Origin of the sequence: Streptomyces sp. NPDC087428, assembly GCF_044744085.1 — a bacterium.
Taxonomy (GTDB): domain Bacteria; phylum Actinomycetota; class Actinomycetes; order Streptomycetales; family Streptomycetaceae; genus Streptomyces.
Genome location: NZ_JBIUXR010000001.1, coordinates 31,093 through 55,188, shown reverse-complemented (window position 1 = coordinate 55,188; position 24,096 = coordinate 31,093). Strand labels below are relative to the sequence as shown.

Here is a 24,096-nt window from a genome sequence, read left to right as displayed (position 1 = left end):
CGCTCCTCAAGCCCCTCCGGCGATTGAGGAGCGGGGGTCCGGGGGCGGAGCCCCCGAACAGCCCGCGGCACGGGTGAAGCCCGCCTCCCCACGTGAGGGAAGCGGGCTTCACCCGTACAGCGAGAAAAAGATCACACGCTGCGGAACGCCAGCACCACGTTGTGCCCACCGAACCCGAACGAGTTGTTGATCGCCGCGATCGACCCCTCCGGCAACGGCCGCGGAGCGTCCCGCACGATGTCCGCCTCGACCGCGTCGTCGAGGTTCTCGATGTTGATGGTCGGCGGAGCCAGCCGGTGGTGCAGCGCCAGGACCGTCGCGACGGTCTCGATGCCGCCCGCGCCACCGAGCAGATGCCCCGTCATCGACTTCGTCGCGGAGATCGCGACATGGTCCAGGTCGTCGCCCAGGATCTTGCGCAGCGCCTTCAGCTCCGCGACGTCGCCCTGCGGCGTGGACGTCGCGTGCGCGTTCAGGTGCACGACCTCGGACGGCTTCAGGTCCGTCTGGTCCAGCAGGTTCTGCATCGCCGCGGCGATACCGCGCCCGGTCGGCTCGGGCTGCGCGATGTGGTGGGCGTCCGCGGACAGCCCCTGGCCCAGCACCTCGGCGTAGACCCGGGCGCCGCGCGAGGCGGCGTGCTCCGCGGACTCCAGGACGACGACACCGGCGCCCTCGCCGAGGACGAAGCCGTCACGGGCGGTGTCGTACGGACGCGAGGCCTTCTCGGGCTCGTCGTTGCTCTTGGACATCGCCATCATGTTGGCGAACGCGGCGATCGGCAGCGGGTGGATGGCCGCCTCCGTGCCACCGGCGAGGACCACATCGGCGCGGCCGGTGCGGATCATCTCGACGGCGTACCCGATCGCCTCTGCGCCCGACGCACAGGCGGAGACCGGGGTGTGGACGCCCGCCTGGGCGTTCACCTCGATACCGACGTTGGCGGCCGGACCGTTGGGCATGAGCATGGGCACGGTGTGCGGGGAGACGCGGCGTACGCCCTTCTCCTTGAGCACGTCGTACTGGTCGAGCAGGGTGATCACGCCGCCGATACCGGAGGCGATGACCGAGCCCAGCCGCTCGGGCTGGATCTTGGCGTCCTCACCGGCCCTGCCGGTGAAACCCGCGTCCGCCCACGCCTCACGGGCCGCGATCAGCGCGAACTGCGCCGAGCGGTCCAGCTTGCGGGCGAGCGGACGGGGCAGGACGTCGCCCGGGTCGACGGCCGCGAGGGCCGCGATCCGGACGGGCAGTTCGGCGAAACGTTCGCCCACGAGAGGCTTGACGCCGGAACGGCCGGCCATCAGACCTTCCCAGGTCGATGCGGAATCGCCACCCAGCGGAGTGGTTGCGCCGATACCGGTGACGACCACGGTGCGATTGGTCGAGTTCACTGGAAAATCTTCTCCACGTGTAGAGGGTCGTGAATCAGCGGCGCCACCGCCGGGTGGCGACACACGAACTGGATCAGGCCTGGTGCTTGAGGATGTAGTCAGCGGCGTCGCCGACCGTCTTGAGGTTCTTGACGTCCTCGTCCGGGATCTTGACCTCGAAGCGCTCCTCGGCGGCGACGACGACCTCGACCATGGACAGCGAGTCGACGTCCAGGTCGTCGGTGAAGGACTTGTCCAGCTGGACGTCCTCGACCGGGATACCGGCGATCTCATTGACGATCTCGGCGAGACCTTCGAGGATCTCTTCCTGCGTGGCGGCCATGTTGGCGCTCCTTCGGTGTATATCTGCTGGGTTCGGGTGTCCGGGCCGAAAAGACCCGGTGTGCCTAGGGGAGGGTAACGACCGTCGCGGCGTAGACGAGACCCGCCCCGAAGCCGATGACGAGCGCGGTGTCGCCGCTCTTCGCCTGACCGGTCGCCAGAAGCCGCTCCATAGCGAGCGGAATCGAGGCGGCGGAGGTGTTGCCGGTGGTCTCCACGTCACGGGCGACCGTGACGTGCTCCGGCAGCTTCAGGGTCTTCACCATCGAGTCGATGATCCGCATGTTGGCCTGGTGCGGAATGAAGACGTCCAGGTCTTCCGGGGCGATCCCGGCCGCGTCCAGCGCCTGCTGGGCGACCTTCGCCATCTCGAAGACGGCCCAGCGGAAGACCGCCTGGCCCTCCTGCGTGATGGCCGGGAACTTCTCCGGACGCTCGGCGTGGAAGGTGTCCCACGCCACGGTCTGCTTGATCGTGTCGGACTTGTCGCCCTCGGAGCCCCACACGGTGGGGCCGATGGCGGGCACCTTGGACGGGCCGACGATGACGGCACCGGCGCCGTCGCCGAACAGGAACGCCGTCGCGCGGTCGCTCAGGTCGGTGAGGTCGCTCAGCCGCTCCACGCCGATCACGAGCACGTACTCCGCGGAGCCCTCGACGATCATGCCCTTGGCGAGCGTCAGACCGTAACCGAAGCCCGCGCAGCCGGCCGAGATGTCGAAGGCGGCGGGCTTGCCCGCGCCGACCTTGTGGGCGATCTCGGTGGCGATGGCCGGGGTCTGCTTGAAGTGCGACACGGTGGAGACGATGACCGCGCCGATCTGCGACGGGGTGATCCCGGCATCGGCGATGGCCTTGCCGGACGCCTCGACGGACATCGCGGCCACGGTCTCCTCCTCGGAGGCCCAGTGGCGGGTGGCGATGCCGGACCGTGAGCGGATCCACTCGTCGGACGAGTCGATCGTTTCGAGGATCACCTCGTTCGGCACGACCCGGGTGGGGCGGTAGCCGCCGACACCCATGATCCGTGCGTACGGGGCGCCCTGGCTGGGCTTGATCTTCGACATGCTCTCGGGCTCCTTAGGCGCCCGCGTGCTCAGCGATGAGCGCGCGGGCCGCGTCGAGGTCGTCGGGGGTCTTGAGCGCGAGGGTCCGCACGCCGGGCAGCGCACGCTTGGCGAGACCGGTGAGCGTGCCGCCGGGGCAGGCCTCGATCAGTGCCGTGACGCCCAGTTCCTTGAAGGTCTCCATGCACAGGTCCCAGCGGACCGGGTTGGCGACCTGGCCGACCAGGCGGGAGATGACCTCCGCGCCGGTGGCGACGGCCTGCCCGTCGGCGTTCGAGACATATGTCACGGCCGGGTCGGAGACCTCCAGGGTCTCCGCGGCCTCGCGGAGCCGCTCGACCGCGGGAGCCATGTGGTGCGTGTGGAACGCGCCGGCGACCTTCAGGGGCACCACGCGGCGCACACCCTCGGGCTTGTCCTCGGCGAGCGCGGCGATCTGCGCGGCGGTGCCGGCGGCGACGACCTGACCGGCCCCGTTGACGTTCGCCGGGGTCAGGCCGAGCTTCTCCAGGTGCGCGATGGTGACCTCGGGGTCCCCGCCGAGCAGTGCCGCCATGCCGGTCTCCGCGACCGCCGCGGCCTCGGCCATGCCGAGCCCCCGGGTGCGTACGAGACGGAGGGCGGCCTCGTCGCCGATGACTCCGGCGAACACGGCTGCGGTGATTTCACCAACGCTGTGACCTGCGACGACGTCCGGTGAAGCGTCGAGTGCGGCAGCGGACAGCAGACCGGCGGCGACCAGCAGCGGCTGAGCCACCGCGGTGTCGCGGATCTCGTCCGCGTCCGCCTCGGTGCCGTAGTGGGCAAGGTCGAGCCCGATGGCGTCGGACCAGGCCGCGATGCGGTCGGTGGCACCGGGGAGGTCGAGCCAGGGAGTCAGGAAGCCGGGCGTCTGAGCGCCTTGGCCGGGAGCGACGAGTACGAGCACCCTCACACTCTCTCTTGTGAACGGTCCGGAACACCCGTGGGGACAGGGACGAAGAACCGTATGGGGAATTGTTGAAGTCCGACAAAAGTCTAGGACTGGAGATCCCTGTCGGCCAGACGCCCCAGGATGAGGGCGATCCGCAGAGTGAACGCCGAGCGGACATCAGAGGGCGACCACCCGGTGACGTCTGTCACACGTCGGAGCCGGTAGCGCACGGTGTTGGGGTGGACGAAGAGCATTCTGGCGGCCCCTTCGAGGCTGCTCGCCTGTTCCAGATACACACTCAGCGTCTCCAGGAGGGCAGAACCCGCTTCTTCGAGCGGTCTGTAGATCTCCTCTACCAACTGGTCCCGAGCGGCCGGGTCTCCGGCCATCGCGCGCTCCGGCAGCAGATCGTCCGCGAGCACCGGCCGGGGGGCGTCCTGCCAGGCACCGCACGCCTTGAGCCCGGCGGCCGCCGCCTGCGCGGACCGGGTGGCCGCCAGCAGGTCGGGCACCACGGGACCGGCGATGACCGGCCCCGCCGCGTACGGCCCGATCAGCGCCTTGGCGACCTGGAGCGGATTGTCGCTGCCGCCCGCGATGACGACGAGGCGGTTGCCGAGCACTCCGGTCAGCACCTGGAGCTTGGCGTGCCGGGCGGCCCGCCTGATCGCCTCCACGGTCAGCTCGCTGTCGCCGTCGGGAGCCGTTCCGAGCAGCACGCAGACGTGCTCGGGGGAGTTCCAGCCGAGAGCGGCGGCCCGGGACACGGCGCCCTCGTCGGCCTCCCCGGACAGCACCGCGTTCACCACGAGCGATTCGAGCCGGGCGTCCCAGGCGCCCCGCGCCTCCGCGGCCTGGGCGTACACCTGGGCGGTCGCGAACGCGATCTCCCGCGCGTAGACGAGCAGCGCCTCGCGCAGCACCGACTCGTCGCCGGGGGCCGCGACTTCGTCGATCGCGGCCTCCATGACCTCGATCGTCGTACGCACCATCTCGACGGTCTGCCGCAGCGTGATCGCCCGGGTCAGCTCGCGCGGAGCCGTACCGAAGACATCGGTCGAGATGGCCTGCGGGGTCTCCGGATGCCGGAACCACTCGGTGAACGCGGCGATACCGGCCTGGGCGACCAGGCCGATCCAGGACCGGTTCTCCGGTGGCATGGCCCGGTACCACGGCAGTGACTCGTCCATGCGGGCGATCGCGTTCGCGGCCAGCCGTCCGGAGGACTGCTCCAGCCGCTTCAGGGTCGCGGCATGGAGATGGGCGTCGTTCGCAGCGGACTGCTCAGGATCGGGTCGGGGCACGGACACAAGACTGCCCTATCCGGACGGCTGCCCGGAGGGGTGGGGCGGTCCGCGGGTCGTACCGCCGGGTAGTGGCCGGTGGCCGGGGGCCCGGTCCGGCGGCGCGGGCTACCGTGGGGCGGGTGATTTCCGTACGTCGCTCGGGCGACCGCTTCAGGGGCGGGGACGAGGCGGCCGGCATCGAGTCCCGGCACTCCTTCTCCTTCGGCACCTTCTACGACCCGGACAACCTCCGCTTCGGCCCGGTCCTGGCCTGCAACGAGGAACGACTCGCCCCCGGCGCGGGCTTCGACGAGCACCCGCACAGCCACACGGAGATCGTGACCTGGGTGGTGGAGGGGGAGCTGACCCACCGCGACTCCACCGGCCACGCCACCGTCGTACGGGCCGGGGACGTCCAGCACCTCAGCGCGGCGTCCGGCGTCCGCCACGTCGAACGCAACGACGGGGAAGCCCCGCTGACGTTCCTTCAGATGTGGCTCGCACCGCTGGAGCCGGGCGGCGAGCCCTCGTACACGACCGTCCCCGGCATCGCGGACTCCACCCCGTACGCCCTCCCGGAGGCGGGCGCGATGCTCCATGTGCGCCGGCTGGGGGAGGGCGAGCGCACGGCGGTGCCGGACGCGCCCGGCGTGTACGTCCATGTGGTGCGGGGCGGCGTGCTGCTCGGTGACGGGGAACTGGCGGCGGGCGACGCGGTCAGGATCACCGGGGAAACGGGTCTTGAGCTGGTCGCGGTGGGGGCGGCGGCGGAAGTGCTGGTGTGGGAGTTCAGCGCCGCCTGAAGGACGGCCGAGGGCACCGTGCCGCGATCGGCCCGGCCACCGCGCGCGGACCGCTCGTGCGAGCGCGATGCCGTTGACTCCGTCGAATCATGCGAGCGCGATGCCGTTGACTCCGTCGAAGAGCAGATTCGGCCAGTAGCCCCAGGGCTCTGCCCATGCCACCGGGTCGATCCCGCCCAGCAGGTCCCTGGTGATCGTCTCCCAGACGCCGTCCATGCTGAGCCCGAGCCGCTCGCCCTCCGCCCCCGCTCGGGCCACCGCCCACATGGTGAAGGCGAGGGTGGAGAGGTCCGTGTTGCACGGGGTCAACTCGGCCTCGTACGGGTCCCACATCAGGACCAGACCCGTGCGACCGTCCACCACCAGGTCGGTGTCCTCCGGGATGTACCCCAGCACGATCAGGTGCTCGGCGTCCGGTGGCGGACCGGGAAGGTCCTCCTCTTCCTCGATCCGGCGGGCGGTGAGCTCGGCGAGGGTCGGCAGCCGTTCCTCGTGGCCGGCCATCTCCAGGTAGGCCCAGGCGTCGACGACCCCGGTCTCGCGGAGGAAGCGCCTCGTCGGGCCGTGCACCAGGGCGTCGGGCAGCAACTCGTCCGGAAACCCCCAGTACGCCCCTTCGTAGTAGAGATCGAGCATCTCCCCCGTGACGCGCACGGCGAGCCCGTCCCCGGGGACGGCCGCGCGGCGCAACTGCCACATCACGTACGCCGTCAGCCAGAAGGAACCGGTCCTGGGGAGTTCCGGCTCGGTCTCCGCCAGCAGTTCCACCAGTTCGTCGGCGGTGTGCCGGGGTTCCCGGTCGTTGCGCAGGTCCTCGGCCAGGTGGGCGTCGCGGACCAGCGCGGACACGTCGACGCTCATCGGGTCCGGCTGACCTCCGCCGCCGTCCCCTTGGCTCGAGTACACGTGGCCGGTTTCGGGGTCGAGCAGGACCCGGCCGCGGTCGCCGTAGGTGCCGATGCGGTGGAGTTGGGGCCAGGCGGTGTCCGGCCCGCCCGGCTCGAACCGGATCAGGGCGGCTGTCCGGGGCAGCCCGATGTCGGCCAGGAAGCGCCGGGTGAGGTCGTGTGTGATCCCCGGTGGTGTGTGGCGTTCCACTTCCGGGAACCAGTGGTTCATCTGGTCCGGCGTCACGTTGAAACGCAGCGTGGCGCGGTCCGTCGGTCCGGCCACGGCGCGGCCCCCTGTCATCCGGTCGTGCGACTCGTGCGAGACGCGTGATGGTGCGGGCGCGGGCCGCACGGTGTACGCGGCTCACGCGGTGCGGTCCGGGCCTTCGGCGAGGGGCGACGGCCGCGGGCCCGGACGGTCCGCCGTCGCACAGGCTGTCGCCCGTCGGGCAGGCTAGCGCCACGCGCGGGTGTTCGTCGACTCCGCTTCTGCGCAGGCCACTTCGCCCTGTGGACGGGGGCGAGGACACCGGGACCGGCGCGGCCGCGCCGGTGGCTACCGCCCGGTCTCCCGACGCCACATCGACCACATCGGCGGCCCGGCCCGGAACGCCATCTCCTCGTGGACGGCGAAGCCGTGCCGCTCGTAGAACGTCAGATTGCGGCGGTTGCTCGACTCCAGGAACACCGGTCGCCGCCCGTCCGCGTCCGCCTGCGCCAGCAGTCCGCCCAGCACCCGCGAGCCGCGCCCCGTGCCGCGCGCGTCGGCGTGGGTGCCGATGTACTCGACGTACCAGTGCGCGGGGCCGGCCGGATGGCGGTGCTCCAGCGCGAGCAACCGCAGCCCGGTCCTGGGCAGCTGGGCCCGCCCGGCCCGCAGCAGCGTGCCCGCGTTGCGCAGCAGGTAGCTCGCCGGGAGCTTCCACTGTCCGGGCTCCGCCCACACCGCCGCCACCGTGCGGTCCGGGTCGGTCCACACCCGCCCCGCCGGGACCTGCTGGGCGAGGTGCGCGGTGAACAGGAGCCGCAGCCGCCGGTCCCGGTCGTGCGGCATCAGCCAGGACCAGACGGGGTCCTCGGCATAGGCGCTGGCGAGTACGGCGGCCAGCGCCGGGACGTCGGAGGCGGCGGCGCGCACTATGTCGGTCATGGCCGGGGAGAGTATCGGCCATTCGTGATCGCCGACTACCCCGATGGCCGGGCCTGTTGGCATGTTGGCCTCGGGGGAGACCCCCACCCGGCGGAACGGCGAGAGATCATCTGCCGGTGTCCCAGGAGTACGGCCACGGTTCGCCCGCCGTTCGCCCCGGCGGCCTAGTTTTCGCAGGCACGCGCCGACGTTCGCCCCTGAACCACTCTCCCCCGAACAGAGGTTCCCCTGATGAATCCCCTCACCGAGAACACCGCGAGACCCGCCCAGGAATTCCGCATCAACCGGCGCCGGATGCTCCAGACGGCCGCTGTCGCCCTCGGCGCGATGGCTGTCGGCCCGGTGGCCGAAGCGGTCGGCGGGGCGGCGGCCAGTGCGGCCGAGTACGTCCTGCCCAAAGGCTTCAACGGTGACATCTCCGACCTGAGGCACGTGGTGATCCTGATGCAGGAGAACCGCTCCTTCGACCACTACCTCGGGCAGCTGCGCGGTGTGCGCGGGCACCACGACAAGCAGGTCCTGAGGTTCCAGGACGGCACCGACGTCTTCCAGCAGCGCGACGCCACCGGTGCCGTCGTGACGCCCGCCGCGTCCACCGCCACCTGGAGCGACAACCACAACTTCTACGGTGCCAACGGCGGGCGGTGGGACACCTGGGTGAAGGACAAGGGCGACCACTGCATGTGGTACTACACACCCGACTACATGCCGTGGATGTACTCGCTCGCCTCCCAGTACACCGTCTGCGACATGAACTTCTGTTCGCTGCACGGGCCGACCATCCCGAACCGCTACTACCTGATGACCGGTGCGGCGGGCGGCGAGACCAGCAACGCCAAGCAGAACGACTACAGCCGCAGCTGGACCACCGTCCCCGAGCAGCTCCAGCAGGCCGGCATCGACTGGCGGGTCTACTCCGACAACAGCGGCAACGGCGTCCGGGGCAGCCTCCAGAGCGGCTACGTCGGCGAGTACGGCTGCAACGTCACCAACAGCTTCGCCGCCTTCGACCCCCGCACGGCGGACCCGTCCGACCTCGAACCGGGCACCGGCAGGATCTGGAAGGCCAACTCCTTCGTCTACGAGGGCGCCACCACGCCCAACGACGACTCCGAGGCGAACCTCGACGCCGTGCTCCGCGACCTGATCGACGCCTGCGAGCCGGGGGCCGAGCACCCGCTCCCCGAGGTCTCCTGGGTCGTGATGCCCGCCGCGTGGAGCGAGCACCCGGGCTTCGACACGGTGCACGGCGAGCGCTACATGAACAAGGTGCTCAAGACGCTCCAGAGCAACGAGGACATCTGGAACCACACCCTGGTGATCATCACCTACGACGAGAACGACGGAAAGTTCGACCACGTCCTGCCCCCGCGCCCCGAGGCGGGCACGGCCGGTGAGTACTCCGGCACCACTCCGTACGGGTTCGGCCCCCGCGTGCCGATGCTGCTGGTCTCTCCGTGGACACGAGGCGGCTACGTCGCGTCGGAGGTGTTCGACCACACTTCGACGGTGAAGTTCCTGGAGACCTGGGCCTCCCACCTCGGCAAGCCGTTCACCTGCCCGAACATCACCGAATGGCGCCGCTCCATCGCCGGTGACCTGACCAGCGCGATCGACTTCGCGCACCCGCGGCCGGGCCCGGTCGTCATCGCCGACCCGGTCACCGGGACCCCGCCGAAGCCGTCCCGGGACCGGATGAAGCCGCGCGGCCTCTCCTTCCACCCGCACGCCACCGTCACCGAGAACCGCGCCACGGGCACGGTGACCGCGTCCATGACGCTGGCCGGCGGTCCGGCGGGCAAGGCGGTGAGCCTCCAGGTCTTCCCCGACCGGTACCTCGCCTTCGACAACACGCCGTACACGGTGACGGCCGCGACCCCCCGTTCGTACACCTGGGACACGACGAAGACCGACGGCAACTACGCCTTCTCCGTCTACGGGCCCGACGGCTTCCTCCGCTCCTTCGCCGGACAGCTGATCCCCGAGCACGAGAGCACGAAGCACATCGGCGTTCCGCGCGTCGAGGCGGAGCTGGTCAGGGGCAGGCGCGCCGTGGTCAGGCTGCGGCTGCACAACGACGGCAGACAACCCGTCCGCTACACCCTGACGGCCAACGACTACGTCGGCGGCACCCGGAAGTACACCGTCCCCGGCGGCCACTCCACCGTCGTGCACTGGCCCACCGAGGACGGCTACTACGACGTGGTCCTCACCGCCGCCGACACCGGCACCGGCTGGACCCAGCGGTACGCCGGCCGGGTGGCGACGGTCTGAGCGGACAGCAGGGGCCCGGGGCGACCACTGGCCGTCCCGAGCCCCTGCGTCGTACGCGCTTCCGAGGCCTCAGATCCCGGCCACGAAGCCGCGCCAGGCGTCGGCCCCGATGACGAGGACGGGCCCGCCCGGGTTCTTGCTGTCGCGGACGGGCACGGAGGCGGCGCAGCCGTCGGCCACCTCGACGCACTCGCCGCCGGTGTTTCCGCTGTGCGACGACTTACGCCAGGCGGCGCCGCCGGTCACGGTGCACTCGACGCAGTCGCCGCCGGTGTTTCCGCTGTAGCTGGACTTACGCCACTGCGCGCTCTTCAGGTCGGGGCCGGTCTCCATAACGCTCCTCCATCACGCGGGCGATCAGAGCCGCCGACTCCTCCACGGAGAGGGCGGCATCCTGGAGGTGAGCGTATCGGAGCGAGCCCTCTCTGACCGTGTCGGGGCTGGCGGTCATATGGCCGGAAATGAGGTCCTCGGTGTAGACGATGTCCGGGTCGTCATCGAATCGCAGAAGGTTGAACGAGCCAGCCAGACTTGAGTGTTCACCAGCGGAGAAGGGCAGGACTTGGATCCGCATCCACCGGTTGGTGACGAATTCCAACAACCGGGCCAGTTGCGCGCGCATGACCTCGTGGCCGCCGATCGGCCGGTGCAGCACGGCCTCGTCCAGGACGGCCCAGGCCAGTGGCGGCCGCTCCTGCTCCAGGATGCGCTGGCGTTCCATTCGGGCGGCGACATGGCCGTCCAGACCGTCCGGCATACCCGTCGCCAGCACCGCCCGCGCGTAGTCCTCCGTCTGCAACAGCCCGTAGACCAACTGCGCCTGGTACGTGGAGATGTACGCGGCGCGGGCCTCCATGTCGGCGTACGGCTGGAACCAGGTCGGCAGTTGGCTGCGCAGGACCAGGCCCATCAGCCGGGAGAACACTCCGCCCGTGCCGAGGGCGGCGTCCACGCGCTCCGAGAAGTCGCGGGTGGGGATCTTCTTCGTCGTCTCGATCTGGCCGATCAGCGAGCCCGTGCAGAAGATGATCTCGCCCAACTGGTGCTGTTTCAGGCCGTGGGCCTCGCGCTGGCGGCGTAGTTCCCAGCCGTAGTAGTCCAAGGGGGACGCGCTGGGGTCGAGCGACTGGATGTTGGCCACGGCGGGGACCTCCGGTGTGCAGGCGCGATGCGCAACGCCTCGCGGCGTTCGGTTCCGTAGGTAGCCGAGCGTAGTCACTTGCTCGCACGATGGTGACATGAATCACGTAATTGCCCCCTGGACCGAATCCGAAGAGCCTGTGTACCGGGCCGACTTCGCCATGGGCGAGCACTCGGCCCGGCACCTGCGGCGCATTCTGCGGCTCTACCTCAAGGGGTGGGGGCTCGGGGGAGTGGCGGACGCGGCCGAGCTCGCGTTCACGGAACTGATCGCCAACGTCGTGCGGCATGTGCCCGGTCGCCGCTGCCAGACGTTCATCTTCCGGCTCCCGGATGGCGAGGGCGTCCGCGTCGAGGTGGCGGACGGCTGCCCGAAGGTGCCTCGCGTGGTCGAGGGCGGTGTGCTCGACGAGGGCGGGCGCGGGCTGGTCCTGGTGGATGCCGTCACGGACAAGTGGGGCGTGGAGGTGCGCCGCGACGGCGGCGGCAAGACGGTGTGGTTCGAGTGCCTGGCCGCCGCGTCGGGGGTCGGGCCCGGCCCGGTTACGCCGCCAGCTCGGCCAGGACCGCGTCCGTGAACGGCGTCCAGGCCTCGGCGGCCCAGGGGCCGAAGGCGCGGTCGGTGAGCGCCACGCAGGCGGCGCCCGCGACCGGGTCGATCCACAGGAACGTGCCGGACTGGCCGAAGTGCCCGAACGTCGCGGGGGAGGACGTCGCGCCGGTCCAGTGCGGGGACTTGGAGTCCCGGATCTCGAAGCCGAGGCCCCAGTCGTTGGGGTTCTGGTGGCCGTAGCCCGGCAGGACGCCCTTCAGCCCGGGGTGCACGACGCTCTGCGCCTCCAGCACCGTGCGCGGGTCGAGGAGGCGCGGGGCCTGGACCTCGGCCGCGAACCGCACCAGGTCATCGACGGTGGAGACGCCGTCGCGGGCCGGTGAGCCGTCCATCGTGGTCGCGGTCATTCCGAGGGGTTCCAGGACCGCCTGGCGGAGGTACTCGGGGAACGGGATGCCGGTGGTCTTGGCGATGTGGTCGCCGAGCACCTCGAAGCCCGCGTTGGAGTACAGCCGCCGGGTGCCGGGCGGGGCCGTCACCCGGTGCTCGTCGAAGGCGAGGCCGCTGGTGTGGGCGAGCAGGTGCCGGACCGTGGAACCCTCGGGCCCCGCGGGCTCGTCGAGCTCGACTGCGCCCTCCTCGTACGCCACCAGCGCCGCGTAGGCGGCGAGCGGCTTGGTGACGGAGGCGAGCGGGAAGCGGTGCGCGGTGGGACCGTGCCTGCCGACGACGGTGCCGTCCGCTCGTACGACGGCTGCTGCCGCGGTGGGGACGGGCCAGTTCTCGATCATCGCCAGGTTCTGCATACGAGAGAGATTAGTGCCCCGCCGACTGCTCACAGAGTGCGCAGTCCCCGGTCGGTGAAGGCGATCAGCCACTCAAGGCTCTCGTCGATGTCGGTGCTCCACCGGAAGCCTCCGCCCGCCTCCAGGGTGGCGAAGCCGTGGCAGAGGCTGCGCAGCATGCGCAGGGCGTGGTCCGTGTCCGGTCCCGTGATCCCGTAGCCGCGCAGGATCGCCGAGAACGCGTCCAGCAGCCGCTGCCCGGCGCCGGCCAGCGGATCGTCCGGGCCGGACGCTTCCACGCCGATCGTCGCGGCGTACCGGCCGGGGTGCTCCACCACGTAGGCGCGGAAGGCGTGCGCGGCGGCCGCCAGCGCGTCGCGGCCCGCGTACCCCTGGATCGCGCCGCCGACGGCGTCGGCCGCCTGGCTCAACGCCAGGACCGCGATGCGGCGGTTGAGGTCCTCCTGGCCGCTCACGTGCTTGTACAGGGAGGGGGTGCGTACGCCCAGCCGCTGGGCCAGCGCACCCATCGTCAGGTTTCCCGGGCCCACCTCGTCGGCGAGGGCGGCACCGGCGGCGACCACGGCCGCCGGGTCCAGGCCCGCCCTAGGCACGGGCGGCGTCCGAACCGAGGAAGGAGAGCATGAGGGAGACGACCTGGTCGGGGAACTGGTCGTGCGGGTAGTGCCCGGCGCCCTCGATCATCTCCAGGCGGCCGAGACCGGACGGCAGGCCGTCGACGACCGCGGAGCCCTCCGCGTGCGGGTCGGCCCAGTCGGGGTCGAGTGTGCCCATCACGACCAGGACCGGGCAGCGGACGTTGCCGAGCTGCGCACCGGCATCGGTCGGGGCGCTGCGGCCCATGCCCTGAAGGGCCTTCATCCGGCCGGGCTCGCGCAGCAGGGAGTCGATGCGGCCGAGCCGCTCGGTCCAGTCGGCCGGCTTCGCGCCGGGGTAGGCCACGTCGAGGTACGAGCGCCAGAGCCGCAGGCTGCCGAGCACGCCCGCGCCGAGCAGCCGCACCATGCCCCGCCGGAAGCGCTTGACCCGCAGGTCGCCGAGGCGGACCGACTGCTTGCGGGTGAACGGTGCCAGCTCGACGACCGCGGTGATCAGGGCGGGCTCCCGCGCCGCGGCGATGGTGGCGGCGCCGCCGGAGATAGAGTGCCCGACGAGCACGGCCGGGCCGCCGAGGTGGCGGATCACCGCGAGCAGATCACCGGCGATGGCGGTGCGGCTCCAGTCGGGCCAGTCGGTGCCGGACTCGCCGCAGCCGCGCAGGTCGACCGCGGCGACCCGATGGCCGGCCGCCACCAGCGAAGGGATCACGGCACGGTACGCGGCGCGGCTGTCACCCATGCCGTGCGCGAGAACGACCAGCGGGCCGGACCCCGCCACCTCGTAAGCGATCGTGCCACCGTCGACAGTGAGGTATTCGGTCATGACACCCTCCAGGGCTGATATTCCAGGGCTAATGTTGTTAGCTAAAAGCTATCAGCGTTAGCTTGGGGCGTCAATGACCGGAACTCGCACCCGCCGGCGCTTGCTTAGAGTGCACTCCAGGGTTCTAGCGTGGAGGGCATGACGGTGACGGAAACCGAGATCGCTTCGCCCGGGGTGGACGCCTGCGCATCGGCCCCCCGGGCGCATCCGCGCCCCGAGGGGCAGGACCAGTACACGATCAGCGAGGTGGTCGCCTTCACCGGGCTCACCGCACACACGCTGCGCTGGTACGAGCGGATCGGGCTGATGCCGCACGTCGACCGTTCGCACACCGGTCAGCGCCGCTTCACCAACCGCGACCTGGACTGGCTGGCCTTCGTCGGCAAGCTGCGGCTGACCGGGATGCCGGTCGCCCACATGGTCCGTTACGCGGAGCTGCTGCGCGAGGGCGACGACACCTTCGAGGAACGGCAGGAACTGCTGGAGGCGACCCGCCGCGACGTGAGGACGCGGATCGCGGAGCTCCACGACACCCTGGCCGTCCTCGACCACAAGATCGACTTCTATGCGAGCGCCCGACGGGCGCCGGAGAGGCCCAGTGCCTGATGACTGACAACAAGATCGCCACCGTGGAGCTCGGCGGGGGTGGCCCCCGGATCGGCGCCCAGGGCCTCGGCTGCATGGGCATGAGCGAGTTCTACGGGGACACCGACCAGGTCTCCGCACGCGAGACGCTGGAGACGGCCCTCGCCGCGGGCGTCACGCTCTTCGACACCGCGGACATCTACGGCAGTGGCGCCAACGAGACGTTCATCGCGCCGTTCGTCGGTGCGCACCGGGACGAGATCACCCTCGCCACGAAGTTCGCCATCGAGCGCCGGGACGACGACCCGCACTACCGGGGCATCCGGAACGACCCCGCGTACATCCGGCAGGCCGTCGAGAACAGCCTGCGCCGGCTGAACACCGATGTCATCGACCTCTACTACATGCACCGCCGCGACCCCGCCGTGCCGCTGGCCGAGTCCGTCGGGGCGATGGCCGAACTGGTGCGGCAGGGCAAGGTCAAGCAGCTCGGGCTGAGCGAGGTGACCGGTGCGGAGCTGCGCGAGGCGCACGCCGTGCACCCGATCGCCGCCCTCCAGTCCGAGTGGTCGCTCTTCAGCCGCGACGTCGAGCTCAGCGCGGCGCCCGCCGCCGCGGAGCTCGGAGTGACCCTTGTGCCGTACTCGCCGCTCGGCCGTGGCTTCCTGACCGGGGCGTTCGCGGACGCCGGCAAGGATCTGACGAAGAACGACTTCCGGCAGTTCCAGCCGCGCTTCACCGGCGACAACGCGAAGACGAACGCCGCGCTGCTGGAGCCGGTCCACAAGATCGCCGCCGCCCACGGGGCGACCGCCGCGCAGGTGGCGCTGGCCTGGGTGCACCAGCGCGCCCAGGTGCACGGCCTGACCGTGGTGCCGATCCCGGGCACCCGCAGGAGCAGCCGCCTGCTGGAGAACCTCGGCGCCACCCGGATCACCCTGACGCCCGAGGAACTCGCCCTGCTGGAGCCGATCGCCGGCCAGGTCGCGGGCGACCGCTACCCCGACATGAGCTCGACCTCGACCGCACGCGAGTAACGCGGTGCGGCTGCCCGGTGGGCCCGCCGTGGCGGACGCACCGGGCAGCCGCGTGCGGCGGGATCAGTCGGGCAGCCGCTCCAGCAACCAGGTGCACAGCTCTTCGGTCATGACCGTGTGCCCGGTCGTCGTGGAGGAGCAGAGGAACTCGTCCACCTCGCTCTCCTCCACTTCGAGTTTGTCGATGTTCACGTACAGGTCGTCCTGCTTCTCGACGTCACGGATGGCGACCGCGCTGACCGAGGGGACGAAGCACACGCTCTCGTGCCGGAGGTCCACCTTGGCGCCGGCCTTCTTCATGGCGTCGGCAAGGATCTTGTACGTGTGCAGGGTTCCGCCCGGCGCACCGTCCACCTCCGGGAAGCCGTTGGTGGTGATGGTCCGCTCGGCCTTGGGGAACCTGCGGTTCAGTTGGGCGGCCGTCACGCCGTTGCCCTCGGCCTGGGTGTAGAAGGTGGTGCCCGGGTAGATCCGGTCGATCTTCAGCGCGATGTCGCCGGGCGTCACCTCCGGCAGGCCGACCCCGTCGGCACGGCCGTTGGCCACGGCCAGCGTCCTCGGCCTCCGCGGCCAGCCGCCGACCTGCTCCAGGGCGGCCAGGAACTCCGTGCGCTCCGGGGCCACTTCGATCCTGCCGGTCTCCGGGTCGTAGTGCCGCCACAGCATCTGGCGCGCGGCCGGGCTGTCCATCTGCTTCGCGAAGGCGTTGGCGAACGGGATGAAGTAGGAGAACGCCTGCACCCCGACCGGGATGGACGCTCCCCGGTGCGGGCTGTCGTAGGAGAAGTACAGCGCGGTCCGGTGGTCCACGTGCTGCGCCTCGGCCCTGGCGAGTGCGTAGCGGGTGACGATGCCGCCCATGCTGAAACCGCCGACGACCAGCGGGGCGTCGCCCATCTGCTCGGCGACGGCCCGCAGGATGGCGGCCGTGGCCGCCTCCGCGTTGTCCAGGATCGACGCGCTGCGCTCGTCGAAGCCGAGGAGGATGACGTCCCTGCCGCGTCGGCGCAGCTCGCTGATGAACGCGAAGTCGCCGCCCTCCAGCCCCTGGTAGAGGGTGTCGAGCTCGCTCCGGCCGAGGCTGAAACCGTCGGCCATGATCACGGGCCGGACGAGACCGCCGTTGTTGCCCTCTCCGGGGAACACCCAGGCGAAGCCGTTCGGCAGGGTCCATTCGGCGTGCTCGGGGACCTCGACGGACCGGACGGGTTCGGCGGCCGGGTGACCGCTGAGGGAGAACGAACCGACGTCGGGCTCGGTCGTGTCGGACATGACTGCACTCCTCGAAGGAAGGGGCGGGACTGCGCCATCATGGTGGGCGATTCGGGCGGGATGCCGCTCCGAGCTGCACGGTTCACCACATGTGGTGGATCATGGACGGGAGAGGTTTGGCGCGCCCCGCACCGCGCGATCCAGCACCGTCCGCTCGCCCGCCCTCACGCCGGCCCGCCCTCACGCCAGCCCCAGCGCGAACACCGCGAACCCCGCCGCGAGCACCCCCGCCAGCGCCCGCCGCGCGTTCGCGGCCCGCGTCCCCGCCTGCCACGGCGCCTCGAACCTCCGCGCGTACCGCGCGATCAGCACCAGCAGCCCCGCGAACACCGGCATCCACGCGACCCGCGCCAGGACCCAGCCGACCGTGTCCGGACCGGTCGTCAGCCCCGGCACCGCCCCGGCGAACGACGCCGGTACCGCGGCCGCCAGCATCGCCGTCTGGTGCCAGCACAGGATCGTCATCGCCGACAGGTTGATCACGACGACCGGCGCCCACACCAGCGGCCTGCGCAGCAGCCGTCCGATACGGTCGCGCAGCAGGATCGCCGCACCGCTCTGCGCGGCGGCCAGCGCGAGGACCAGCAGCGACGGCGGATGCGAGTTGGTGCGCGCCTCGCCCGGCACCCCGACCATCGACGCCGGGTAGTGGAAGAACAGCAGCAGCGCGGCGAACAGCACACCGCCACCGACGAGCAGCGCGGCGGCGCCCCGCTTCCCGACCCGGCCCATGCCCCAGGACACGCCGAGCTGGTACGCGAAGAGCCAGCCCGGCAGGATGTTCAGCAGGCTCAGCCAGGACGGCATGGCGTCGGCCATCGGCCCGTAGCGCAGCAGGTCGACCACCGCGACCGCGCCGAGCAGCGGCGCCGCGGCCCAGCCGCCCCATCTCCTCGCCATGCGCACGCAGTACGGGGTCAGCGCGGTGACCACCGTGTACACGCCGACGAACCAGAGCGGCTGGATCACCAGCGTCGACCCCGTCCGCAGCGTGTCGCCCGGCACCCCGAGCGCGTACAGCACCGGGATCATCGCCGCCCAGACGGCGGTCACCCCGAGCACCGGACGGCCCAGGCGCGCCATCCGGCCGCGCAGCCAGGCCCCGGTCGTGGACTTCCTCCGGCGGTACGAGAGCACCGAGGCGTACCCGCCGACCAGGAAGAACACGCCCAGCATCTGGAGCACCCAGCTGAACGGGGCGAGGCCGCCGAAGGCCGAGAGCGGGCTCGCGTTGTGCAGGGCGCCGCCGTCGTCGAGGCGGAACCCGCCGAGCAGCCAGTGCCCGGTCGGCACGGCGAGCAGGGCGAGGGCGCGCAGCCCGTCGACGGCACGGTCACGGTGGGCGGGCGTCCGGGCGTCGACGCGGGCGGCCAGGGTGTTCAGGCTCATCGCGCATCCCCTTCCGCGTACGTGCCGTCCGCGATGGCGGCGAAGGCACGCAGGGACTCGGTGCCGGGCGCGAAGTAGCCGGTGTGCCCGTGGGCGTCGTCGGCGGGCACCCGGCGGGCGCCGAACGCCGGGGAGGCCGGGTCGGCGCCGTGGCCCAGCCCGGCGAACTCGACGTTCGGCACGTTGTCGATCCAGTCGCCGGGGTCCTTGGCGGCCCAGACCCGGGCATCGGTGCGCAGGGCGCGGACGTTGTCGGCGCGCATCCCCGGCGAGCCGAGGACGACCAGGTCCGTGGCGCGCAGCCGGGATGCGGCGAGGCCGCAGACGACGGAGCCGTAGCTGTGGCAGAACACGGCGGGCGTGGGCACACCGTCGGCGGCCAGCCCGTCGTCGAACCGGGTCAGCCGGTCGGCCCCGGCCTCCGCGAGCGAGCCGGTCGCCGCGTCCACGCCGACGCCGACGGGGGTGGTGTACCCGGCCCAGGCGATCACGGCGCTGCCCCGGCCGGTCCGCGCGTAGAGGGACCGGGCCATGCCGGCCGGGGTGCCGTACACATCGGTGCGGCGGTCGAAGGTCCCGGCGTCGATGTCCGAACCCGGCACCACGACGGACACATGCCGCGCCGCCCTCAAGTCACCGAACACCTCGGCCACCTGGCCCCGGCCGCGCGGGTCGAACGCGAGGATCTGCCGATGCGGGTCCGCGGCGAGCCCGGCGTACCGGGGGTCGTGACCCGCCCTCAGCGCAAGCGCGTTGGCCCGGTAGCGCAGCTCGACCGGTGCACCGTCGAGGTTCCCGACGACGAGCGGATGCCGCGTGACCAGCGTCTGCCGGTCCTCGTCGTTCAACCCCCGGAAGAATGCGCTCACTTCGAAGGGCGTGTCCCGCTCCGGATCGGGCAGCTCGCGCCCCAGTACGTGGTCCGCCCGCCAGGCGGCGGTGCCGGGCGGCGGTCCGGTCAGCGCCTGCTGGGCGTTCCCCGAGGCCCAGCCGGCCGTCCCGGCCACCACGGTGGTCGCCAGTGCGACCGCGACCAAGGTCCTTGCGTAACGGCGCATGTGACCGTGACCCTCCCTCTCCGGCCGAGCCGGATTCCGTCACGTCGTTCGGCGTGACGGGGAGGAAGGTAGGAAGACGGTGGGTGCGGGGGCGTCACACCCGGGGGCCAACCGCGGGGTGATACCGGGGTAGGGGGTGTACGGGGTTCGGCCCGCCGGGGCCGTCGGCGGGCCGTAGGGCCTGTATGGGGTTGTCCCGCGGCGTCACGGGGGCTGGGCAATACAGGCCCTAGGGGCTCTCGCCCGGGACCACCACACCCGCCTCGTACGCGAAGATCACCGCCTGCGCCCGGTCCCGCAGGTCCAGCTTCGCCAGCACCCGGCCGATGTGCGTCTTCACCGTCTGTTCCGCCAGCACCAGCCGCCCCGCGATCTCCTGGTTCGACAGCCCACGGGCGATCAGCTCCAGCACCTCCGTCTCGCGCGGAGTCAGCCCGTTCAGCCGCAGCGCCGCCCCGCCGCGCGCCGCGCCGGACGGGCCCTGGCGGGCGAAGTCCGCGATCAGGCGCCGGGTCACGGACGGGGCCAGCAGCGCGTCGCCCGCCGCCACCACCCGTACCGCCGAGATCAGATCCGCCGGTGGCGCGTCCTTCAGCAGGAAGCCGGACGCCCCGGCGCGCAGCGCCTCGTACACGTAGTCGTCCACGTCGAACGTGGTCAGCATCAGCACCTTCGGCACGTGCACCACGCCCACCGGCGGGTTCAGCAGCTCGCGCGCCGCCGCCAGGCCGTCCATCTCTGGCATCCGGACATCCATCAGCACCACGTCCGGATGGACCCGGCGGCTGACGTCGATGGCCTGGCGCCCGTCCGGCGCCTCACCGACCACGTCGATGTCGGCCTGTGCCGCGAGCAGCGCCGCGAACCCCGCCCGCACCATGGCCTGGTCGTCGACGATGATCACACGGATGGTCACGAGTCCTCCGGACGCGGGGGCGGGGCAGCGGGGGCGGAAGCGGCACCGGCGGAGCCGGGCGGTGCGGCCGGGGGCAGCGGCAGGCGCGCGGCCACCCGGAAGCCCCCGTCCGGCAGCGGCCCGGTGTCGAGCGTGCCGCCGGTCAACCGTACGCGTTCACGCATCCCGACCAGACCGTGTCCCGTCCCCGTCGTCTCCAGCGGCGCGAGCGAGGAACCCGTGCGCTCCGGGGGGCCGTTGACGACCAGCACCGTCAGATGCGCACCGTCGGAGCCGACCGACACCCGGGTCCGGGCCCCCGGCGCGTGCCGGACCACGTTGGCCAGGGCCTCCTGCACGATCCGGTACGCGGACAGGTCGACCGTCTGCGGCAGGCCCGTCAGCCCGGCGGGCAGCGACAGCTCGGCCGGGAGCCCCGCCCGTACCGTCGCCTCCACCAGCTGCTGCACCCGGTCGAGCCCCGGCTGCGGCGTCCGCTCGGCCTCCGTGCCCTCGCTGCGCAGCACCATCAGCAGCCGCCGCATCTCCCCGAGGGACTCCCGCGCACTCGCGGCGATCGAGTCGAACTCCTCGCGGACCTCGTCCGGGAGACCGCCCAGCCGGTACGGGGCGGAGTCCGCCTGGACCGTGATCACCGACATGTGGTGCGCGACCACGTCGTGCAGCTCGCGGGCGATCCTGGTGCGCTCCTCCAGCAGCGTCCGCTGCGCCCGTTCGGCCTCGCTGATGGTCTCCTGCTCGGCCAGCCGGCGCTGGGCGACGCCTCGTTCCCGTACCGCCGCGCCGATCACCAGCACCACGGCGCCGAGGATGAACAGCAGCGGCGCGCTGCCGTTGCTGCGCTCGGGCGAGATCAGGTGCAGGGCGAGGCTCGCCGCGCCCGTCACGAGCCAGACGGAGACCAGGGTCCGCCGAGTCTCGCGCAGGGCCAGCGCGAGCAGCAGGAAGAGGTAGCCGATCAGGGTGGGCGGCGGCCACGGCCAGATGCCGTACTCCTTGACCGGGTGCCCGAGCGTCACGAACGCGCCCAGGACGTCGGCCGGGAAGATGATCCACCACGCCTGCAACGGCCGGTGCGCCAGCATCAGCAGCGGTGCGGCCTGCGCGACGGCCAGCGCGCCCGCCACCCCGCCGGCCAGGCCGTACTGGTCGCGCAGGACCGCGATCGTGACCGGGACGAAGACCGCCGCGAGAGCGAGGACGACGACGTACGGCATGAGCCGCTGCCACCGTTTCGGGGCGTCGGCCAGGAGCGGGCTCGGGGGATGGGAGGGGTGGGAGAGTCCGTGGGCGATCTCGCGCAGATTGCGGCGGGCCGCGCTCAGCAGACCGTCCGTCGTCGTCGGCGGGGACGACGGGGGCGGGGGCGGGGAGGAAGTGGGCATGGCCTGCTCAGGGTAGGCAGCGGAGCCGCCCCCGGGCGTCATACCGGGGTTCCGGTTCTGCGGGCGTGCCCCGTACCGGGGTATCACCCCGGACAGGCCCTACAGCTCGGCGAGCAGCTGGGCCTTCTTCGCGCTGAACTCGTCGTCCGTCACCAGACCCGCCTGGTGCAGCTCGCCGAGGTGGTGTATCCGCTCCGCGATGTCCGCCGGGTCACGCCGCCCGGCGGACGCCAGGGCCGTGACCGCGGCGGGCGAGGACTGCTTCCTGCGGACGGACTCCAGTACGGCCGCGGCGAACGGCAGCGACTCGTGCACCGGACCGTAGCCGAGGCCGAAGATCACCGCGGCGGGGTCCTCGTCGGCCCGGGTCGGCCGGCCGGGCGGCGCCTGCACGCTCCGGGCGGTGCCCGTGCACAGGGCCGCGCCCGGACCGCCGCCGAGGCCGCCGCCCTCGGCCGAAGCCGGAACCGTGCCCTCCAGCCCTCTCGGCACCAGCCGCAGATAGCCCTCGAACGCCTCGGGCGAGCGCCACTCGACGCCGCTCAGTTCGGTGACCGGGAACGTCTGGTCGCCCGCCTTCCACTTCTCCGAGGAGGCACCCGTCCAGAACCACCGGAACGAGATCCGGTCCCCGTCGAAGCTGGCCCGCCCGTCGTACGCCTTGAAGCGCATCGGTGCCTCGGGCGCCGCGACCAGGAAGCGTTCGGCGGGTTCACCGGCGTCGGGGCCCAGCCGGGCCCGCAGCTCGCCCGCGTAGTACTCGGCGAGCGTCCCGCGCTCGGCGGGGAGCACCAGGCGGTACGGATCGCAGCCGTCCTTGAGCTGTCCGGCCGCGGCCTCCAGCAGTGGATCGGCACCGGGTCTCGGGACGGCACGCAGCACCACCGTGCCCCGCTTGCCCGGAGTCAGCGTCACCGACGACAGCGCCGCGTGCGGGACGCGGCGTTCACGGAGGCTCTGGAAGAGCCTCGGCGTGCGGATACCCCGTTCGAAGCGGATGAGCACGGAGTCGGTGTCGAACTCCCAGGTGGCTTGAATTCCGGCCAGCACATCACCCATACGCCTCATCGTATGCGGCACTTGCCCGCACGTCCCCCCTTGGAGTCGACCGCAATCCGCGACGGGTCACCGCTCTCTACGCGCGTCAGACCGTCTTGTCGCCGGAAATTCGTTCGTGGCAGGCGGTGTCGGCCTGCGCACAGGTCACCGAACCGTAGGTGCCCACACCGATCGCGGCGAAGTTGCCCAGACTCTCGGTACCCGGCTCGAAATAGCCGCTGTGGCCGACCGCGTCGCCCGCGGCGGCGATCCGCGCGCCGAACTCCGGATCCACCGGATCGGCCCCGTGGCCGAGCCCGGCGACCTCCAGGTTCGGTACGTCCGCGATCCAGTCGTCACGGTCCCGCATCGCCCACACGTTGGCCCGCGTGTGCAGCTGGCCGGCGTTGTCGGCCCGCATGCCCGGACTGCCCGCGACCGCGATGTCGGTCACCCGGGCGGGCAGTTCCCGCGCGGCCACGCCGCACAGGACGGAGCCGTAGCTGTGGCAGAACAGCGAGACGGGCGCGATGCCCGGGAGCGCGCCGACGAGCGCGTCGAGCCGGACCGCCCCGCGCTGGGCGAGGTTCCCGAGGGCGGCGTCCATGCCGATGCCGACGGGCGCGGTGTAGTCGGCCCAGGCGATCACGGCGGTCCGTACGCCGGGGCGGGCGGACCGCTCGGCCGCGTACAGGGACTTGGCCATGCCGACGGGCGCGGCGTTGGTCTTGGACCCCGTCCGCTCCAGCGTCAGCAGATTGGTGTCGACGCCCGGTACGACCACAGAGACCCGCTCGGCACGGTCGAGATCGCCGAAGACCTCGGCGGCGTGGCCCCGCCCGGACGGGTCGAACGCGAGGAAGTGCCGGCCGTCGGCGAGCATCGACCGGAAGCGGTCCGTCCGGCGGACCGCCTCGGCGCGCCCCGCGGGGGAGAGCCTGCTGTCGTGCACCCGCTGCTGTTCGGCCGTGCTCGCCTGGACGAGCGCGAGCCGGTTGGCCCGGTAGCGCAGGGTGACCGGCGCGCCGTTCAGATTCCCCACCACCAGCGGGTACTTGTCCGCCAGCCGGATGCGCTGCGCGGCCGTGAGCGTGGCGAAGAAGTGCGCCAGCCCGGACGGCCGGGCATCGACCGGAGGAAGCGCGCGGCCCGCTATCGATCCCCTGGCCCAGGAGGCGAGTGCGAGCGTGCGTGGCTCGTCGGAGCGTTGATGACGCACGGCGGTCCAGCCAGTGGTCGCCAGCATCACGAACACAACCGCGAGGGCGAGCAGAGTGCGCCACGCGGTGAGCGTCGGGGAGGAATCGAAGGAAGTCACTTGGGCCCACATTAGGAGACGCGCGCCGGAGGCCGTGAAGCGGGTGACACACATCACCCGACTGTGGGGAATGGAACGC

General features: G+C 71.8%; 24 protein-coding genes. 5 read left to right on the top strand and 19 right to left on the bottom strand.

Annotated elements, in window-relative coordinates; all coding sequences use genetic code 11:
• Positions 1–131: 131 nt before the first annotated feature.
• From fabF to ACIO3R_RS00250, 5 genes are all read right to left on the bottom strand, one after another.
• Positions 132–1,394 carry a beta-ketoacyl-ACP synthase II gene (gene fabF / locus ACIO3R_RS00270; protein ID WP_385027509.1) on the bottom strand — a complete coding sequence of 421 codons (1,263 nt, stop codon included), beginning with the start codon at positions 1,392–1,394 and terminating at the stop codon, positions 132–134.
• 73 nt (positions 1,395–1,467) lie between these two features.
• The gene (locus tag ACIO3R_RS00265; RefSeq protein WP_362958562.1) at positions 1,468–1,716 is read right to left on the bottom strand and encodes an acyl carrier protein; all 249 of its coding nucleotides are present in this window, start codon (positions 1,714–1,716) and stop codon (positions 1,468–1,470) included.
• A 64-nt stretch (positions 1,717–1,780) separates the two neighbouring features.
• Positions 1,781–2,782: a ketoacyl-ACP synthase III gene (locus ACIO3R_RS00260; RefSeq protein WP_363030767.1), complete on the bottom strand. Its 1,002-nt coding sequence runs from the start codon at positions 2,780–2,782 to the stop codon at positions 1,781–1,783.
• 13 nt (positions 2,783–2,795) lie between these two features.
• Positions 2,796–3,710, bottom strand: coding sequence for an ACP S-malonyltransferase (locus ACIO3R_RS00255; RefSeq protein ID WP_385027514.1), 915 nt, complete (start codon positions 3,708–3,710; stop codon positions 2,796–2,798).
• Between the two features lie 89 nt (positions 3,711–3,799).
• Entirely contained in the window at positions 3,800–4,999 is a 1,200-nt protein-coding gene (locus ACIO3R_RS00250; protein ID WP_402101809.1) for a PucR family transcriptional regulator, read from the bottom strand.
• 122 nt (positions 5,000–5,121) lie between these two features.
• Between ACIO3R_RS00250 and ACIO3R_RS00245 the strand changes: the two genes are divergently transcribed.
• On the top strand, positions 5,122–5,784 hold the full coding sequence (locus ACIO3R_RS00245; protein WP_402101807.1) for a pirin family protein: 663 nt from the start codon (positions 5,122–5,124) through the stop codon (positions 5,782–5,784).
• Positions 5,785–5,871: 87 nt separating this feature from the next.
• Here the strand turns inward: ACIO3R_RS00245 and ACIO3R_RS00240 are convergent, their stop codons facing one another.
• Entirely contained in the window at positions 5,872–6,957 is a 1,086-nt protein-coding gene (locus ACIO3R_RS00240) for an SUKH-4 family immunity protein (RefSeq protein ID WP_402101805.1), read from the bottom strand.
• 273 nt (positions 6,958–7,230) lie between these two features.
• A complete protein-coding gene (locus ACIO3R_RS00235) occupies positions 7,231–7,824 on the bottom strand; it encodes a GNAT family N-acetyltransferase (RefSeq protein ID WP_385027524.1) in 594 nt (197 codons plus the stop codon).
• 231 nt (positions 7,825–8,055) lie between these two features.
• Between ACIO3R_RS00235 and ACIO3R_RS00230 the strand changes: the two genes are divergently transcribed.
• Positions 8,056–10,098, top strand: coding sequence for an alkaline phosphatase family protein (locus ACIO3R_RS00230; protein ID WP_402101803.1), 2,043 nt, complete (start codon positions 8,056–8,058; stop codon positions 10,096–10,098).
• Between the two features lie 69 nt (positions 10,099–10,167).
• Here ACIO3R_RS00230 and ACIO3R_RS00225 read toward each other — a convergent pair whose 3' ends face one another.
• Together ACIO3R_RS00225 and ACIO3R_RS00220 are read right to left on the bottom strand one after the other, a co-directional pair.
• Positions 10,168–10,431, bottom strand: coding sequence for a DUF397 domain-containing protein (locus ACIO3R_RS00225; protein ID WP_402101801.1), 264 nt, complete (start codon positions 10,429–10,431; stop codon positions 10,168–10,170).
• Positions 10,391–11,239, bottom strand: a complete 849-nt coding sequence (locus tag ACIO3R_RS00220; protein WP_402101799.1) for a helix-turn-helix transcriptional regulator — start codon at positions 11,237–11,239, stop codon at positions 10,391–10,393. The genes ACIO3R_RS00225 and ACIO3R_RS00220 overlap by 41 nt, the downstream gene beginning before the upstream one ends.
• Before the next feature lie 97 nt (positions 11,240–11,336).
• Here ACIO3R_RS00220 and ACIO3R_RS00215 point away from each other — a divergent pair, with 97 nt between their 5' ends.
• Complete coding sequence (locus ACIO3R_RS00215; protein ID WP_385027535.1) at positions 11,337–11,816, top strand: ATP-binding protein; 480 nt, start codon at positions 11,337–11,339, stop codon at positions 11,814–11,816.
• On the opposite strand, the gene ACIO3R_RS00210 is transcribed toward ACIO3R_RS00215, so the two are convergent.
• The 3 genes from ACIO3R_RS00210 to ACIO3R_RS00200 are packed head-to-tail and all read right to left on the bottom strand — an operon-like array spanning position 11,782 to position 14,019.
• A complete protein-coding gene (locus tag ACIO3R_RS00210; protein WP_402101797.1) occupies positions 11,782–12,597 on the bottom strand; it encodes a serine hydrolase domain-containing protein in 816 nt (271 codons plus the stop codon). The two genes, ACIO3R_RS00215 and ACIO3R_RS00210, sit on opposite strands and share 35 nt — an antisense overlap.
• 29 nt (positions 12,598–12,626) lie before the next feature.
• Entirely contained in the window at positions 12,627–13,160 is a 534-nt protein-coding gene (locus tag ACIO3R_RS00205; RefSeq protein ID WP_402102913.1) for a TetR/AcrR family transcriptional regulator, read from the bottom strand.
• Between the two features lie 22 nt (positions 13,161–13,182).
• Complete coding sequence (locus ACIO3R_RS00200) at positions 13,183–14,019, bottom strand: alpha/beta fold hydrolase (protein WP_402101795.1); 837 nt, start codon at positions 14,017–14,019, stop codon at positions 13,183–13,185.
• A gap of 138 nt (positions 14,020–14,157) precedes the next feature.
• On the opposite strand from ACIO3R_RS00200, the gene ACIO3R_RS00195 reads away from it, so the two are divergent.
• The gene (locus ACIO3R_RS00195) at positions 14,158–14,625 is read left to right on the top strand and encodes a MerR family transcriptional regulator (protein WP_385027544.1); all 468 of its coding nucleotides are present in this window, start codon (positions 14,158–14,160) and stop codon (positions 14,623–14,625) included.
• Complete coding sequence (locus ACIO3R_RS00190; protein ID WP_402101793.1) at positions 14,625–15,641, top strand: aldo/keto reductase; 1,017 nt, start codon at positions 14,625–14,627, stop codon at positions 15,639–15,641. The genes ACIO3R_RS00195 and ACIO3R_RS00190 overlap by 1 nt, the downstream gene beginning before the upstream one ends.
• Before the next feature lie 63 nt (positions 15,642–15,704).
• Here the strand turns inward: ACIO3R_RS00190 and ACIO3R_RS00185 are convergent, their stop codons facing one another.
• The 7 genes from ACIO3R_RS00185 to ACIO3R_RS00155 form a co-directional block, all read right to left on the bottom strand.
• Complete coding sequence (locus tag ACIO3R_RS00185) at positions 15,705–16,913, bottom strand: esterase/lipase family protein (protein ID WP_402101791.1); 1,209 nt, start codon at positions 16,911–16,913, stop codon at positions 15,705–15,707.
• Between the two features lie 180 nt (positions 16,914–17,093).
• Complete coding sequence (locus ACIO3R_RS00180) at positions 17,094–18,302, bottom strand: acyltransferase (protein WP_402101789.1); 1,209 nt, start codon at positions 18,300–18,302, stop codon at positions 17,094–17,096.
• Entirely contained in the window at positions 18,299–19,360 is a 1,062-nt protein-coding gene (locus ACIO3R_RS00175; protein WP_402101787.1) for an alpha/beta hydrolase, read from the bottom strand. Before ACIO3R_RS00175 ends, ACIO3R_RS00180 begins: the two co-directional genes overlap by 4 nt.
• A 229-nt stretch (positions 19,361–19,589) precedes the next feature.
• A complete protein-coding gene (locus ACIO3R_RS00170; protein ID WP_385027559.1) occupies positions 19,590–20,276 on the bottom strand; it encodes a response regulator in 687 nt (228 codons plus the stop codon).
• On the bottom strand, positions 20,273–21,661 hold the full coding sequence (locus ACIO3R_RS00165; RefSeq protein ID WP_402101786.1) for a sensor histidine kinase: 1,389 nt from the start codon (positions 21,659–21,661) through the stop codon (positions 20,273–20,275). The genes ACIO3R_RS00170 and ACIO3R_RS00165 overlap by 4 nt, the downstream gene beginning before the upstream one ends.
• 99 nt (positions 21,662–21,760) lie before the next feature.
• The gene (locus ACIO3R_RS00160; protein ID WP_402101784.1) at positions 21,761–22,720 is read right to left on the bottom strand and encodes a DUF4429 domain-containing protein; all 960 of its coding nucleotides are present in this window, start codon (positions 22,718–22,720) and stop codon (positions 21,761–21,763) included.
• Positions 22,721–22,805: 85 nt separating this feature from the next.
• Positions 22,806–24,017: an alpha/beta hydrolase gene (locus ACIO3R_RS00155; protein WP_402101782.1), complete on the bottom strand. Its 1,212-nt coding sequence runs from the start codon at positions 24,015–24,017 to the stop codon at positions 22,806–22,808.
• Positions 24,018–24,096: the final 79 nt, after the last annotated feature.

Excerpts from the sequence above, each read along its gene's own strand:
- ACIO3R_RS00210 (WP_402101797.1), bottom strand. The coding sequence starts at position 12,597 with ATGCAGAACCTGGCGATGATCGAGAACTGGCCCGTCCCCACCGCGGCA.
- ACIO3R_RS00180 (WP_402101789.1), bottom strand. The coding sequence starts at position 18,302 with ATGAGCCTGAACACCCTGGCCGCCCGCGTCGACGCCCGGACGCCCGCC.
- ACIO3R_RS00230 (WP_402101803.1), top strand. The coding sequence starts at position 8,056 with ATGAATCCCCTCACCGAGAACACCGCGAGACCCGCCCAGGAATTCCGC.
- ACIO3R_RS00260 (WP_363030767.1), bottom strand. The coding sequence starts at position 2,782 with ATGTCGAAGATCAAGCCCAGCCAGGGCGCCCCGTACGCACGGATCATG.
- ACIO3R_RS00195 (WP_385027544.1), top strand. The coding sequence starts at position 14,158 with ATGACGGTGACGGAAACCGAGATCGCTTCGCCCGGGGTGGACGCCTGC.
- ACIO3R_RS00190 (WP_402101793.1), top strand. The coding sequence starts at position 14,625 with ATGACTGACAACAAGATCGCCACCGTGGAGCTCGGCGGGGGTGGCCCC.
- ACIO3R_RS00265 (WP_362958562.1), bottom strand. The coding sequence starts at position 1,716 with ATGGCCGCCACGCAGGAAGAGATCCTCGAAGGTCTCGCCGAGATCGTC.
- ACIO3R_RS00225 (WP_402101801.1), bottom strand. The coding sequence starts at position 10,431 with ATGGAGACCGGCCCCGACCTGAAGAGCGCGCAGTGGCGTAAGTCCAGC.
- ACIO3R_RS00160 (WP_402101784.1), bottom strand. The coding sequence starts at position 22,720 with ATGGGTGATGTGCTGGCCGGAATTCAAGCCACCTGGGAGTTCGACACC.
- ACIO3R_RS00200 (WP_402101795.1), bottom strand. The coding sequence starts at position 14,019 with ATGACCGAATACCTCACTGTCGACGGTGGCACGATCGCTTACGAGGTG.
- ACIO3R_RS00215 (WP_385027535.1), top strand. The coding sequence starts at position 11,337 with ATGAATCACGTAATTGCCCCCTGGACCGAATCCGAAGAGCCTGTGTAC.
- ACIO3R_RS00235 (WP_385027524.1), bottom strand. The coding sequence starts at position 7,824 with ATGACCGACATAGTGCGCGCCGCCGCCTCCGACGTCCCGGCGCTGGCC.
- ACIO3R_RS00165 (WP_402101786.1), bottom strand. The coding sequence starts at position 21,661 with ATGCCCACTTCCTCCCCGCCCCCGCCCCCGTCGTCCCCGCCGACGACG.
- ACIO3R_RS00185 (WP_402101791.1), bottom strand. The coding sequence starts at position 16,913 with ATGTCCGACACGACCGAGCCCGACGTCGGTTCGTTCTCCCTCAGCGGT.
- ACIO3R_RS00175 (WP_402101787.1), bottom strand. The coding sequence starts at position 19,360 with ATGCGCCGTTACGCAAGGACCTTGGTCGCGGTCGCACTGGCGACCACC.